Raw genomic sequence first — 15,182 nt, 5'->3', positions numbered from 1 at the left:
CATCAGGCAGCGGCTTCCATCCGCTCCTGATTTTGTCGCTTCTTCTTCCGATTCCGCTGGGTTTCATCATTGTCGTCCATGCTGACGGAATCAGCCGATTCCTGACGATTGGAGATCCAGGTCAAGAGTGCCGGTAAAGTCACCAGTGAGATAAACAGGCAACAGGCAACACCAATTACCAGAACCAGACCCACACTGTAGAGCCCACGATGCGTGGCAATCATCATGCTGCCGAAGCCGATCATGGAGGTCAGGGATGTCATTACAATCGCATTGATAGTACTGGGTGAAGTCTTATACGGACCATTTTTCAAACGGAAGTCATGCATCACATGCACACCGTCATCAACACCAATCCCCAAAATCAGAGGCAGTACAATCAGATTCGCGGGATTCAGATCGATCGAAGTCATTGCCAGAATTCCAAACATGACGATTCCCCCGACGACCGGCGGCAGCATGGTGAGTAAGGCATGGCAGACACTACCCCGATCTAACACAAAGGACACGCCAAAACTCATGACCAGAAACATCCCGATCGCTGCTTCGACGCTGATCGGTGTTCCCCGGTTGAATAGAATAAACCAGGTACAGACTGTGAGAATCGCTGCAGGGACTAATGCCATCGCAGCATGGCTGCGGCTCAGATAATCGATCAATAAAACAATGCAAATGACCGCCAAAGCATAAATCGATGCAGTTTTGTAGCTCAGTTTAATCTGCTGGGCTGCCTCATAATTCTGCAAAGGAGTGCCTGTCACATCGGGATCGACCGAACGGACCTCCTTCACAAATTCTTCCAGTGGTTCGATTTCCCAGATGTGATTGCGGGGATAGACCTGAATCAACCATTTGCCTTCTGCACTGACAAAGCGCGAGGTCAAAGAACGGGGAAGATCAGAAAATCGCACGGGAGTCGAATCTGAAGCTCCCCGCAAAGCCGCGAACTGTCCCAGGAGTGAAGCCGTCGTTCGATACTGGAATTCATCCAGGAATCGGGACTGCTGCGTCAATGTCATCGATTCAAACCGGTTGAGAAACTGGTCCAGCATCCGGGCTGTCTGCTGTGCAGTAGGGTGGTTATAGCGAGACAATAGAACATAAAACTGTTCCAGCTTACGCCCAATCGTCGAAGGATTCAGCCGGGAGACCAGGGGAACTTCACGAGGTAAATGTGTCAGTTGCGCTCGATATGATTGAACCAGCAGATTGGTTTCCTGTGATGAATGAGCGGGAACACGCGAGGCCAGTTCTTCAACGTGATGTACCGTCGGCAGTGCTTCGAATTTTTTACGCAGCTGTCGCGCCTCTTCAGGGCTGTCTGCTACGGAGACCGCGAATAACAGTGAGTTCTGGGCATCGTTAAAGATGCGTTTCTGAATTTCTACCGATTCCAGTCCGGAAGCCTGCAGGTTCAGCAGATTGTAATCGTAGACGACTTTGGAACTCCAGCCGTCATCTGTCTTGTGGATCATCTGGCTGGCACAGAAAGCGACGATCGCCAGAGAGACTATCGCGACGGACCGCGGGAAGCGGATAATCATTTTCTGCAGCCATTTACCCTGAAAGGGGGTCGGCATCTGCTTGACTTCCACATTCTTATCCGCCCGCGAGAGAAGTGCCGGCAGAACAATGAACGTTGCCACTGCACACAGCAGGATTCCACCGCCGCCAATAAAGCCCAGCTCGGCGATCCCCAGAAATGGTGTCAAACCGGCACAGTAAAACGCCAGCGCGGTCGTTATTGCTGCAGTCACAATGCCAGTACCCACCGTCCGGGATGTCATCAGTAACGCTGGTTCAAGGTCTTCTCCCCGATGCCGCAGCTCAATATATTTTGCCAGGTAATGAATGCCAAAATCGATCCCCAGTCCGATCAATATGACGGCAAACGAAACAGAAAGAATATTCAGATGACCGATTGTGAGAGTCGTATAACCGAAGGCCCAGGCCATTCCAGCCGCCAGCATCAGTAACGTCAATACAGGATGACGAAAACCGCGAAATCCGATGAACAGTAACAGCCCCACTCCAAAGCAGGAAATGATTGATGCGTTAATCATATCCGCTTTCGACTTACGCATCTCATCATTTTCAAGAACCGGGATGCCCGTCAGGCTGATTTTGGCTTCCGGGTTCTCAGCAACCACTTCCCCAATAATGCCACGCATCTTTTCAATGGCTTTGGTGGCACCATCAAAACCATCTTCCTGATGAACGGGAAACACCTTCAGGAAGCCCATCGTACCTTTTTCATTGAGCAGGTAGATCACTTCACGAGAGCGCTCGCGCATGCGTTCGTTCACGGGGACAATCGGCGGCCAGGGTGATCGGAAATCGTTCTGATCAGCCAGAAAACGGGACATACTGCTGGAAAGAATGGCGGCATGTTGAAACAGAGGTACCAGGGATTGATCTGTTTCAGCACCACGATAGCTGGCAGAACGTGACTGAATCTGATAACGCAGGCGATCATAAAGCAGGTCGACCTGAGTCAGATCCCAGCGTCCATTGCGGTAGATCGGCCCATATTCATCTAGCCGATTCAGGCCTGCCTGCAACTGTCGCGGCGTTAAGTATTGCAGCCCTTTCGAGGGTAAATCCCCCGGGTTAATCTGGTACAGCGGGTTTTCGAACAACTCCGGATGCTTTTCAATGCGCTGACCCAGTGTTCGCAGTACATATTTAATCGATTCAGGCGAATCCGCTTCGACCACACACACAAGATCAGACGAACTGCCGAAACTCTCGGTGTAGTTGATCCATTTCTTATGAAAGGCAGCGGTCGGGTCGATTAAGTCGGCGCGATCGGTTTTGAATTCGAGTCGGAAGACCGTCAGCAGCACACAGCCAATCGAGACAATCAGCGCAAAGGCCAGACTGAACTTGGAATGCGTGATCACAAACTGTGTCATCGCAGCCAGAGTCTCGCTGAGGAAAGACCGTTCCTGATTGTCGGGGGAGAGATTATCCACAGAACACTTCCGTGTGTTACTTAAGTCGATCTCTCGTTCGATCTAAACAACCGGGCAGAAGTGAAGGGATCGAGTCTATGAGAGCATTTCGCGTATTACGAACTTGTGATTTTACAGCAATCTCCGTATTGCCGGCAACATGAATCCTGTCTGTATTAAAGGTGTAAGTCCATCAAAATCAAAACTTTAATTCAGCGCTGATCATATAACTGTTTATAGGTCATCAGAGAGGAATCTCCCAGAGTGACGTACGTAATTCGCCCGATAACAGGGATTTCATCGGCAATCTGGTATCGTTCAGATCAACATTCTCAGACAATCCCGCTGATCCAGCCTTAAATTTTTGGAGGCTCCTTTAATCTCATAAAAAGGCCAGGATTCCATAAGTGCTTTGCATACAGTAGATTAGCTCTGCTTCAGTACCAATCAGGTATCCGGGTATCGGCATTTTACCGAATCCCACTTGACCCCAATTTCAATATTTCATAAAAAACCTGCCCCATCGCAATGATTCGACCGCAAGCCTTAGCGGTCAGATATTGCACACTTCACATTGACTCCATCAAATACCCCCTCTCAAAGACTCTCTTTGTAGGACATGCTCATGTTAAAAAGCGTCATTCGTTCGATTCCCGTAGTGGGGATTACATGTTTTTCATTGGCTGCAGGTACTGCTCAGGCTCAGTGGCTGCCCTTTAACAACTGTAATTCCTGTGCACCGCCACCGGTCGTGCAAAACTGTTGTCCACAACCTGTGGTGCAGTGTCCGATTCCAGTGACCCAGACAACCTATCGTCAGGTTCCTGTCACCGAATACCGACCTGTCCAGCAGACTGTGATGAAACCAGTCGTTGAAACCAAATACGTCGATCAGCAGGTCACTGCCTATCGTCAGGTGATGGAACCGAGAACCGTCGATGTTCCCTGCACCACATATCAGAATGTCACTGAGTGCCGCCAGGTACAGAAGGACATGGGACGCTGGGTCACTCAACGTCAGTGTATTCCTCGAACCACACCCTGTAACTACGATAGCCGTCCCAATTTAATGGGCTGGATGAATCGTACCGGGTACTCCATGAGAATGGCGTTCACTCCACAATACAAAACGACTCGACATTATGTGCCGAACGTTGTTGTGCAGAATGTACCTGTCACTCGGCAGGTCGCCGTACAGCAGACCCGCAAGGTCACTTACAACGTTGCGAAAATGGTTCCCTACACCACTACCCGTAAGGTCGCCGTTAATTCAACACGCTATGTCAAAACTACAGTGACCGCTATGAAACCGGTCACTGTCATGCGGTCGATTCCCACAACACGAACTGCTTATGTGTATCCATCCAATGGTGGGTTCAATGGAACAACAACGGCATTGCTGCCGTCACCTGAACCTTACATTTCAGCAGAAGCACCACAGCCCGTCCGTCAACGTTCGGCTCTGAACAAGAAAAAGTATGATGACTCCTTTGATGCAAACGGGGAACCATACCAACGTGATCCTGCAACCGATCCTCGACGATCGAGCCTGGATGATGATTCGTCTTTCCGACGCTCTTCTTACGAAGTTCCTCAGGAATCAACCGCACCGACCTTCCCCCCCACGCGTCGTGCCGGTTATGAACCTGATACATCAGAGCGACCACTGCCATCAATCGTTCGTGCCAGTGGCTGGACCCGCCGTGTTCCTCGCCCTGAACAGACAACTCCGGTAACTGCAAACAGCGATATTACCGTAGCACAGCGAACACCATAACTCAAAGTTAAAACATGAGCACTTTGAAGTGCATGGGCTCACTCGTCGAACCTCAGTTCGACGAGTGTTTTTTTGCGCTGTCCTGATTGTGCTTTCGACTGCTTTACTTCTTCTTTTCCAGCCGGGCCCAGGTGTCACGCAATGTCACCGTGCGGTTAAAGACCGGCTTTCCGGGAGTGGAATCACGGGTATCGACACAGAAGTAGCCCAGCCGTTCAAACTGGAATCGACTTCCCGGCTCTGCCTCTTTCAGACTGGGTTCCAGCTTGCAACCACTCAATACCTGCAGAGAATGCGGATTCAGATTGGTTTTGTAATCGACATCCTCGGGTACATCATCCGGATCAGGTATGCTGAACAGGTGGTCGTACAGTCTGACTTCTGCATCCAGTGCGTGCGCTTCTGAAACCCAGTGCAAGGTCGCTTTGACTTTGCGACCATCGGGAGCATCCCCCCCTTTGGTTTCCGGATCATAGGTGCAATGCAGTTCGACGACTTCACCATTTTCGTCTTTCACCACATCGACGCATGTCACGAAGTAAGCATACCGCAGTCGCACCTCCTTACCGGGAGACAACCGGAAGAACTTCTTCGGAGGATCTTCCATGAAATCGTCTTTTTCGATGTAAATCACCTTGGAGAATGGCACTTTCCGGGTTCCCGCTGATTCATCATTGGGATTATTCACCGCGTCCAGTTCTTCAGATGAGTCCTCGGGATAATTGTCGATCACCACCCGCAGGGGATTCAAAACGCCCATAACACGAGGGGCACTCTGATTCAGATGATCGCGAATGCAGTTCTCCAGCACCACTTTATCGGTCATCGAGTTAAACTTGGTGACACCGATGGTTTTACAGAATGCCCGCAGTGACTCGGGAGTGACGCCCCGTCTGCGCATGCCGCAAATCGTGGGCATACGGGGATCATCCCAGCCGGAAACATAATCGCCTTTCACGAGTTCCAGCAGTTTGCGTTTGCTCATCACGGTGTAAGTCATGTTGAGCCGCGCAAATTCGATCTGCTGCGGATGAAAGATTTCCAGTTCTTCCAGAATCCAGTCGTAAAGCGGTCGATGATCTTCAAACTCCAGCGTACAGATCGAGTGAGTCACCTTTTCAATCGAATCGGAAATACAATGCGTGTAATCATACATGGGATAAATACACCATTTATCCCCGGTCCGGTGATGATGCACATGGCGGACACGATAGATAACAGGATCTCGCATGTGGAAATTCGGAGAGGCCAGATCAATCTTCGCCCTCAGCACGTATTCTCCTTCTTTAAACTCGCCATGCTTCATGCGTTCGAACAGATCCAGGTTTTCTTCGACAGAACGCGATCGTCCCGGACTCGGTTTACCAGGTTCGGTCGCGGTCCCCCGGTACTCGCGCATTTTGTCTGCAGGCAGATCACAGGCGTATGCTTTCCCTTTTTTGATCAACGTCACGGCGTGCTCATATAACTGATCAAAATAATCGGAGGCAAAATATTCCCGATCTTCCCAGTCGAAGCCGAGCCAGCGCACGTCCTCTTTGATAGAGTCGACGTATTCGACGTCTTCTTTCTCGGGGTTCGTATCGTCGAATCGCAGATTGCAGAGCCCCCCCGGATTCTCATTGGCGATCCCAAAGTTCAGACAGATCGACTTGGCATGACCAATATGCAGATAGCCGTTAGGCTCAGGGGGAAAACGGGTCATCACACGACCATCGTGTTTGCCTGTGCGGTTATCTTCCTGAATGATCGTTCGAATGAAATCGGTTGACTTCGTTTCTTCGGGAGTTGACATCCCTTACTCCTTAATGGAATTCTTCAGTGACAGGCTATGCCTGTTTTGTTTTCAGTTCGCCTCAAACGTTCTGCGTAAGACCTATCGCCCGGTCAATCCGCCTGAGACAACTCTCTTTTCCCAGAATCGACAGGCAGTCAAACATCCCGATTCCGGTCCCTTTCCCGCTGACAGCAACTCTCAGAGCATGAATGATCTGCCCCATGCCAATCCCTTCGGCTTCCACAAAATCATGCAGTAGCTGGTCAAGGGCCGCTGCTGAAAAATCGTCGGTCTGAGCCAACTGCTCCTTAAATTTCTCCAGCAAAATGACTGCTTCTTCCGATTTCTGAATCCGCTTTTTAAAGGCTTTTTCATCGTATTCCAGTTGATCGTCGGCCACAAAAAACTCGTCGAACTCCAGAATATCACTGGACACTTTCAATCGATCTTCCATGCCGACAATTACGCGACTGATTCGCTCTTTCACTTCAGGCTGGCTGGCATCTTCCACCAGACCCGCTTTCTCCAGATAGGGGCTGCAATGTTCGATTTTCTCTTCCAGCGACAGTTGGTTCATCCAGTGTGACTGAAAGTTGAGTAACTTATCGGGATCCAGGCCTGCAGCAGCTTTGACAATCCGATCGAGGGTAAAGTTCTCGACAATAGTGTCCAATGACATAAATTCTGTCTTATCATCCAACGACCAGCCCAGTCGCGCCAGAGAGTTCAGAATCGCTTCGGGCAGGTAGCCGATCTTTTCGTAATATTCGACCATGACCGGATCCAGTCCACCGGCGTTCTCCAGGCCAATCCGCGGGAAGACGGCATCCGCCTTATCGAACATTTTCTTGAACTGCGGACTCTTGCGGTATTTATCGAGCTTACGCTTGCTCAGTTTTTCTTTCCCGCCGGGTGCCGCGACAAATGGGATGTGGGCAAATTGAGGCAGTTCATATCCCAGCGCCTGATAAATCAGTACCTGGACCGGGGTATTGGAAAGATGCTCTTCCGCTCGAATCACGTGCGAAATCTGCATCTGGGCATCATCAATGACCGTCGCCAGATTGTACAGCGGCGTTCCGTTACCGCGGAGAATCACCGGATCAGGCATCAGACCGGCATCGAATTCCACGTGGCCACGCACGGCATCATCAATCTGAATTTTCTGATCACGGGGAACCAGCAGACGCACTACCGACGGTCGTCCTTCTGCTGCATACTGTTCCTGTTCACTCTCGGTCAGTTCCAGCGAACGACGAATATTCAGGTAGTTTTTCTTCTCCCGACTGGCGGCTTCGCGGTCGGCCTGAATCTGCTCGGGGGTATCATAATCGCGATACGCCTTCCCGGCTGCCAGCAACTGGTCAACTGCGGCCCGATACAGTTCATTTCGTTCAGACTGAAAGTAGGGTCCATACTCGCCACCCACTTCGGGACCTTCATCCCAGTCGAGTCCCAGCCATTTGAAGGCCTGCAGAATGGGCCCCAGCGCTTCAGATAAGTTACGTTCCTGGTCAGTATCGTCAATGCGGAGTATAAACTGCCCCCCATTGTGCCTTGCCCAGAGCCAGTTGAAGAGCGCGGTCCGCATGCCTCCAATGTGCATATAGCCGGTAGGACTGGGAGCAAAACGCGTTCGAACAGTACTCATAAATAGACTCTTATCATTCGCAGGAAAGCGATCAGGGTGAAAGAAAGTCGTGGAAAACACTCCGGGCAGCCAGTTGTCTCACGATGGATTCGATTCAGACGACTGATCATAAAAGACCACCACCCATCCGACAAGTATATTTAGAGATACAACTTACTGCATTTTCACGTTTTCTGAGCTTTCTCCGGGTAATAGTACCGGTCTTGACGCTTCCCGCTACGCCACCTAGCATTCCTGCATGAAACGTTACCTGCTGTTCTTTTTTTTAGTGCTGCTGTTCCTGACAGGGATTGCGGCGGGGCTCTATTGGTCCTCCGCCCAGGTCCCTGACTTTTATCAGGAAGCGCTGCAGGAACAGATGGAACCGGAAGTGAGGCAGGAAGAAGCCAAAGAGTTTGTCCAGCGCTCCATGCAGGTTGTGAACAAAGTTCGTAATCATGAGCCACTCTGGTCACAGGAATTCAGCGAACAGCAGGTGAATGCCTGGCTGGCTGAAGAACTGCATCAGAAATATAACAAATGGGTCCCCGATGGCGTGACCGACCCGCGCATCCGGTTCGAAAAGAATCAGGTTGAACTGGGATTTCACCTGAGCCTCTCCCAATGGTCGGGCATTATCAGCCTCAAATTCAAACCCTGGTTGATGAAAGAAAATCGCCTCGTTCTGGAACTGGAACAGGCCCGCGCCGGTTTGCTCCCCATCCCCATCGATGAAGCCATTACCGAGCTGATCCAGGAGGCCCGCAAAGAAGGCTGGTTTATCGAATGGGGTCAGTCAAATGGGAATGACGCTATCATTGTTTACCTGGATCGCCGTAAACCGGAACTGCCCGAACTGACTGCCTTGGCCGTGGAAACCGGTCTCTTTCGGATCGCAGGTAAATCGGAGTCAGACACGCAGTAAGACTCTGTGTGACATCGGTACGTGATCAGAAAAAAGGGGTGTAGTTCAGATCCCAGATGGATTCCTGATCGGTCTGCTGCAACGTGACGCGTCCGGCAAGTTGTTCACCTGTCAGCAATGCAACATACAGGCCTGCTTTTTTTTCCAGGAGCGTGAAAGATCCCTTATCCCAACGAGCCACTGTGCCCCGCTCTCCACTGACGGGTCCTTCATACTCCAGGTAAACCAGTCGATGATCGGGCAATGACTCGGCGGTCAGATTCATCGACGTTTCATCGGAAGCAGGGTCGATCTCAGGCGGTGCCGGCAGTCTCCAGGTTTTGAGAACCCCTTCCTCTTCCAACATCAAATCCCAGTGTACTTCGGGATGGTCGTGGTGGAGTATTACGTATTGTTGCATCATGTTTTACTTTCGGAAATAGCCTGATCAATCAGTTGCTCCCAATGCAGAAAGTATTTCTCTACAGAAAAACGTTCTGTTACCTGCAGTGCCGCGACAGCCAGCCGATGTCGAAGTGCTTCATCCCCCATCAGGCGTTTCAATGCCTGCGCAAGTTCTGAAACACTGTCCGCAGGAACCAGCAGACCATTGGTCTCAGATCGTATCATCTCAGCGGGTCCGCTCTCACAGTCATAACTGATACAAGCCAGGCCGCGTGACATTGCCTGCAGGAGTGCATTAGGAAAGCCTTCATATCGGGAAGGTAATACGAAGATGGCTCCCTGGTCCAGTTGCAGTTCAGGTTCGGCCGTCCAGCCCGGCAACTCGACCTGTTCCTGCAGTCCCCGTTTGTTGATTTGCTCCTGCAGCAATTCGCGCAAGGGTCCTTCCCCCAGAATGCGTAACCGCCAATCCGGAAATTCTGCCGCTAAGGAAGCAAAAGCATCCAGAAGACGATCAAAGCCTTTCTCATGAGAAAGACGCCCCAGACCAAGAATCACATTGGAAGGAGTTCGTACAGCAAGTGTTTCAGCCGAAACAGCGGGGACTTCCGGCGATCGAGGTACAGGCACCGCATTCGGAATCACTTCGATGTGAGTCGATTTCAACCACTGTCTGCAGAAATCAGCCACTCCCTGAGTTTGAACAACCAGGGTACGCGCGCGCGGATAGGTTCGCTTTCGCAGGAAGGACCAGAGTCTGCCGATCGGATGATGTCGTGGGTCGGAGCGTTCTGAGATGAAAACCGGACAGCGCATCTTGCCGGTCGCCAGCAGCGTTAACACATTCATTCGATCTGTCAAGCTGATCACAACATCTGGTTGGGATCGGGCAATCGCCGCCTGCAGGTAATTAATTCGCAACCTGTTATTGGAGATAGCCTGGAACAGATTTCCCGAATCCTGCATGAGATCCAGCGCAATTCGCTGCACGCCTTCCTCCAGCGCAAAGGTATCGGTTTCTGCAGAATCGAGGGTGATCAGAGTCACTGCCTGCTCCTGCTTTGCCCAATGATTGGCCATCATCGCTGCAACTCCCTCGGCCCCTCCCAGGCTCAGAGAAGGAACTACGATGGTCAAACGATAAGACAAGGCCTGCTTCTCCATTATGTAAACTATTGTTATCCTGAGACATACAACTTACTGTCAGCTTAGTATCTAAAACAGTATTCAGACTACCGCATCGGAGAACTCACAGCAAGCAGCAGCAATTCGTCCGGCTGAAAATTGCTCTACGCGCTGATTCGGAAATCTGCTAGATTGCGCCCCTCTCAACTCTCACCCCCTTCCCGACTCCCCTCCCCGAAATCTCTCGATACTCCCGTCATACGCATTACCACGGATGGTACTATGGCCGAAAAGTCTAAAAAGAAAACGTCTCTCGTCAAATCATGGAAACTACGCGGACTGGCGCTGCTGCTCATCGGCCTGATGGGTGGAGGCATGTTCCATTTCGATATTGTCAAACCGAAACAGGTTACGCGCTGGGTCTCCGATATTATCTCTTCGACGGTCTCTCCGTCGACTCCCTCTGACTGGGATGCAACAGAGATTGATCTGCCCCGCTCCGATGAAACGATCCGCATCGCCACCTTTAACATTCAGGTGTTTGGACATAGCAAGATGCAGAAACCGGAAGTTCCTCAGATCCTGGCCCGCATCATTCAGCAGTTTGACGTCGTCGCCGTCCAGGAAATTCGTGCACTGGATCAGTCATTTCTGGATGAGTTCCTGAAGATCCTCAATGCAGGAGAACAGCAGTACGGCTGTCTGGTCGGCCCCCGCCAGGGTCGCACGGCCAGCAAGGAACAGTACGCCTACTTCTATAATACAGCGCGAATTACCGTCAATGAAAAATGGACCTACACCGTCATCGATAAATACGACAAATTACATCGCCCGCCGTACGTTGCGCATTTCCGGACCCTCAGTCCTTCCAGCAGCAATCCCTTTACGTTTTCCCTGATTAATATCCACACAGATCCGGATGAGACCGATCAGGAATTGAATGTTCTGGACGACGTTTACCGGGTCGTCGCCAATGATGGCAGCCAGGAAGATGACGTCATTCTGCTGGGTGACCTGAATGTCGATGATCAGCACCTGGGAGAACTGGGGCAGGTTTCGGACATTATGTGGACCGTTTCGAAAACACCCACCAATACCAGAAAGTCGAAACAGTACGATAACATTCTCTTCAGTCGCCGTCGATCTCAGGAATTTACGGGCAAGTCTGGTGTTTATGATTTTCGAACCCGGTTCAAACTGTCAGAGAAAGAAGCACTGACCGTTTCTGATCATCTCCCGATCTGGGCGGAATTTCATATCTCCGAAAACGGGGCCGTCAGACAGGCATCTGCCGCACAGCCTGTACAGCGTTGAACTCAGGTTATCTGCCCGTAAACAGTGTCAACAGACTGAATTCCGGTCTGCATAAGAATCTCAAGGGATGAATTCCAGAGACCCCTCGGCTGACATGCATCAACGTTGATTTCCGGTAGAATGTACCGCTGGTATAACGGGTCCCGTGCACGCTGGGGGCAAACACCGGCCCGATGAAAGGCAGTCTAACCTGGCCTCCATGCGTATGTCCGGCAAGCACCAGGTCGTATCCCTGCGAACAGGCCCAGTAATAATTATCGGGTGTGTGGCTGACCAGCAGCTGAAAATCCGCCGATTCTTCTCCCACCTGAGCAGGTAACTCTGGATGCTGCCCCATCCAGGGGACTTCCGTTCCCGCAATCAGCAGCGAATGGCCCGCATGTTCCAGTTGAACTGTTTGCGAAGAAACGTCAATCCAGCCCAGACCACTCAGCGACGTTCGTATCTGCTCACTCAGCTGATTCCAGTCATGATTCCCCAGGATAAAATATCGCCCCAGGGGCGCTTCCAGTTGCCCCAGCGTTTCGTCCAGCCAGTCCAGGCAATGCATCTGATCGACCAGGTCGCCAGAAAAAATAATCAGATCCGGTTTGGATTCCCGGCCGATTCGACACAGTTCGCAAAAATAATCTCGTGTCAATGTTCCTGAGAAATGCAGGTCGCTCAAATGCAGGATTTTCAGACCTTCCCACGCTGTCGGCAGTCGATCCAAGACGAATGTTTTGTGAGAAAATTCCACATTGAAGATTTCATTGAAAGGGAGGCCAGCGAGATAGTGATAGGGTCCATCCCCAATCAACTCGTGCCCCAGCCGTTCACGGATGTCAATCATCTCTGAATGGCTCTCTGACTGACGACGGGGAACTCGATAGACCAGATGCCTGAAAACAGAAACCAGAAACCCTAGAAATCCAAGACTGCAGAGAATTAAAACAGGCTTCCACCAGAAGGCGAGCTGGCTCCATTCTCCGCCGCGCAACACTCCGGGAGAGTACAGACCCACCGCAACAAACAAAACGATTGGAAAACCCAGCAGCATGACGTAAGTAATATGCCGTGTTTTTTTGAGAGTTGGTTCATGAACCGGCAGAGCATGCGTACGGTTAAGGAATGTGATCCAGAGCTCTGCATGGCCAATTGATAACATGATCAAAATCAGGCCATTGATCCAAACTTCCATGTATTTGTTTTCTAAAAGAGCTTCCGAACAGATAAAACACGAACAGGCACAACCCGGCGCATCATAGATAATGAAAGCGGGAATGAAAATAGAAACCAGACACCAGAGTGGTACCAGATTCATCATAACGTGCTATAATCCCCCAGCAGACATTACGCTTCAGCTGGCATTTTTCAGCTGACCAACTATGAATTTTAGATTAATGGAACTCTGCCCCGATGGGATACCGTGGACTGCGTGCATGCGTCAATGACCTGGAACAAACAGGCCAGTTAATTCGAATCGAACAGGAAATCGATGCGAATCTCGAAGCGGCAGAAATCCAGCGTCGCATCTATCAGGCAGGCGGCCCGGCAATCTTCTTCGCCAATGTCAAAGACTGCCGCTTTCCCATGGTCAGTAATCTGTTTGGTACCCTGGAACGCACGCGTTATATTTTTCGAGATGCTTTACAGGCTGTTAACCATCTGGTTGAACTGAAAGTAGATCCTTCCCGGTTCTGGAAACATCCTTTCCGATACAAAAGTGTTCCTTTTTCCCTGCTCCACATGCTGCCCCGCTCGCGCAGAACCGGGCCCGTGATGGAGAATCAGATTCGCATCAGCGATCTGCCTCAACTCAAAAGCTGGCCTGATGACGGCGGCCCCTTTATCACGCTGCCGCAGGTTTATACAGAATCCCCCCGACGGGGCGGCCTCATGAATTCCAATCTGGGAATGTACCGCGTTCAACTGGGAGGGAATGAATACCAGCCGGATCAGCAGATCGGTATGCATTACCAGATTCATCGCAGTATCGGCGTGCATCATGCAGAAGCGATCGAAAAAGGAGAGCCGCTCAAAGTCAATATTTTCGTTGGCGGAAGTCCTGCCATGACGCTTTCAGCGGTGATGCCTTTACCCGAAGGACTTTCCGAACTGACCTTCGCCGGCGCCCTGAGCAAACGCGCCATCAGAATGGTGAAGAACAAAAACGGGCTGCCCATTTATGCAGATGCCGACTTCTGCATTACCGGCTGGATCGATTCCGAAAAACTCTTACCGGAAGGCCCGTTCGGCGATCACCTGGGCTACTACAGTCTGGCACATCCGTTTCCGGTGATGAATGTAGAATCCGTCTATCATCGCAATGATGCCATCTGGCCTTTCACGGTTGTCGGCAGACCTCCACAGGAAGACACCGCCTTCGGTGCCATCATCCATGAAATTACAGGTCCTGCAATCCCTTCGGTTATTCCCGGCGTGCGACAAGTCAATGCCGTCGACGCGGCTGGCGTACATCCCCTGCTCCTGGCGATTGGCAGCGAACGCTATACCCCTTACGATCAGGAGCGAAAGCCTCAGGAAATTCTGACGAACGCCAATGCGATTCTCGGACAGGGACAATTGAGCCTCGCAAAATATCTGTTGATTGTCGCCCGGGAAGATCGCCCCGATCTGGATGCAGAAGAGATTGAGGAATTCCTGTCTCATCTGCTCGAACGGATTGACTGGAAACGTGATCTGCATTTTCAGACCTGCACGACCATCGATACGCTGGATTACTCAGGAACCGGATTCAATTCGGGATCCAAAGTCGTCATGGCGGCGGCCGGACCGGTGAAACGAAAACTGCCGACAGAGATTCCAGCAGACTGTTCCCTGCCCGCTGGTTTCTCACATCCCTGTCTCTGTCGACCGGGAATCGTAGCCGTCAAAGCACCTGCATACCAGGAACACAATCAGGACCTGCGTCGGTTCTCGGCGGAACTGCCATCCAGTCATTCTTTGAACCAGTTCCCGCTGATCGTGCTCGTCGATGACAGTGAATTTACCGCGGCCAGCCTCAACAATTTTTTATGGACGGTTTTCACACGCTCCAATCCCGCCAGCGACATTGACGGAATTGATGCCTTTACGGAGAACAAGCACTGGGGCTGCAGAGGTGCTCTGGTGATCGATGCCCGGATTAAACCCTGGCACGCCCCACCTCTGATTGAAGACCCCGAGATCACCCACCGCGTAGATCAACTGGGCGCCCCCGGCGGCCCACTGCATGGAATCATTTAACCAGGAAGTTCCGAACGGCTTCCCTTTTGCTGCGATTTCCATTGATTGATACGTACCAGGAATCAGTA

10 protein-coding genes are annotated in these 15,182 nt (G+C 51.2%); 4 read left to right on the top strand and 6 right to left on the bottom strand.

Annotation, left to right across the window (positions count from 1 at the left end; genetic code table 11):
• Positions 1–2: 2 nt before the first annotated feature.
• Positions 3–2,975, bottom strand: a complete 2,973-nt coding sequence (locus GmarT_RS04805; RefSeq protein WP_002646444.1) for an MMPL family transporter — start codon at positions 2,973–2,975, stop codon at positions 3–5.
• A 604-nt stretch (positions 2,976–3,579) separates the two neighbouring features.
• Between GmarT_RS04805 and GmarT_RS04800 the strand changes: the two genes are divergently transcribed.
• On the top strand, positions 3,580–4,731 hold the full coding sequence (locus GmarT_RS04800; RefSeq protein ID WP_044237832.1) for a hypothetical protein: 1,152 nt from the start codon (positions 3,580–3,582) through the stop codon (positions 4,729–4,731).
• A 103-nt stretch (positions 4,732–4,834) separates the two neighbouring features.
• Here the strand turns inward: GmarT_RS04800 and GmarT_RS04795 are convergent, their stop codons facing one another.
• Together GmarT_RS04795 and gltX are read right to left on the bottom strand one after the other, a co-directional pair.
• Positions 4,835–6,526, bottom strand: coding sequence for a glutamine--tRNA ligase/YqeY domain fusion protein (locus GmarT_RS04795; RefSeq protein ID WP_002646446.1), 1,692 nt, complete (start codon positions 6,524–6,526; stop codon positions 4,835–4,837).
• A gap of 61 nt (positions 6,527–6,587) precedes the next feature.
• Positions 6,588–8,159: a glutamate--tRNA ligase gene (gene gltX / locus GmarT_RS04790; RefSeq protein WP_002646447.1), complete on the bottom strand. Its 1,572-nt coding sequence runs from the start codon at positions 8,157–8,159 to the stop codon at positions 6,588–6,590.
• A gap of 238 nt (positions 8,160–8,397) precedes the next feature.
• Here gltX and GmarT_RS04785 point away from each other — a divergent pair, with 238 nt between their 5' ends.
• The gene (locus tag GmarT_RS04785) at positions 8,398–9,063 is read left to right on the top strand and encodes a hypothetical protein (protein WP_002646448.1); all 666 of its coding nucleotides are present in this window, start codon (positions 8,398–8,400) and stop codon (positions 9,061–9,063) included.
• A 25-nt stretch (positions 9,064–9,088) separates the two neighbouring features.
• Here GmarT_RS04785 and GmarT_RS04780 read toward each other — a convergent pair whose 3' ends face one another.
• Both GmarT_RS04780 and GmarT_RS04775 read right to left on the bottom strand, forming a co-directional pair.
• The gene (locus GmarT_RS04780; RefSeq protein WP_081459486.1) at positions 9,089–9,466 is read right to left on the bottom strand and encodes a DNA polymerase ligase N-terminal domain-containing protein; all 378 of its coding nucleotides are present in this window, start codon (positions 9,464–9,466) and stop codon (positions 9,089–9,091) included.
• On the bottom strand, positions 9,463–10,596 hold the full coding sequence (locus tag GmarT_RS04775) for a glycosyltransferase family 4 protein (protein ID WP_187782340.1): 1,134 nt from the start codon (positions 10,594–10,596) through the stop codon (positions 9,463–9,465). The genes GmarT_RS04780 and GmarT_RS04775 overlap by 4 nt, the downstream gene beginning before the upstream one ends.
• A gap of 258 nt (positions 10,597–10,854) precedes the next feature.
• On the opposite strand from GmarT_RS04775, the gene GmarT_RS04770 reads away from it, so the two are divergent.
• The gene (locus tag GmarT_RS04770; RefSeq protein ID WP_002646451.1) at positions 10,855–11,886 is read left to right on the top strand and encodes an exonuclease/endonuclease/phosphatase family protein; all 1,032 of its coding nucleotides are present in this window, start codon (positions 10,855–10,857) and stop codon (positions 11,884–11,886) included.
• A 7-nt stretch (positions 11,887–11,893) separates the two neighbouring features.
• Here the strand turns inward: GmarT_RS04770 and GmarT_RS04765 are convergent, their stop codons facing one another.
• Positions 11,894–13,192, bottom strand: coding sequence for a metallophosphoesterase (locus GmarT_RS04765; RefSeq protein ID WP_002646452.1), 1,299 nt, complete (start codon positions 13,190–13,192; stop codon positions 11,894–11,896).
• Between the two features lie 92 nt (positions 13,193–13,284).
• Here GmarT_RS04765 and GmarT_RS04760 point away from each other — a divergent pair, with 92 nt between their 5' ends.
• On the top strand, positions 13,285–15,114 hold the full coding sequence (locus tag GmarT_RS04760; protein WP_002646453.1) for a UbiD family decarboxylase: 1,830 nt from the start codon (positions 13,285–13,287) through the stop codon (positions 15,112–15,114).
• The last annotated feature ends 68 nt before the right edge of the window (positions 15,115–15,182 follow it).

The organism is Gimesia maris (assembly GCF_008298035.1).
Taxonomy (GTDB): Bacteria; Planctomycetota; Planctomycetia; order Planctomycetales; family Planctomycetaceae; genus Gimesia; species Gimesia maris.
Note: the sequence above shows the minus strand (reverse complement) of the source record. Positions and strands in the feature narration are given on the sequence as shown.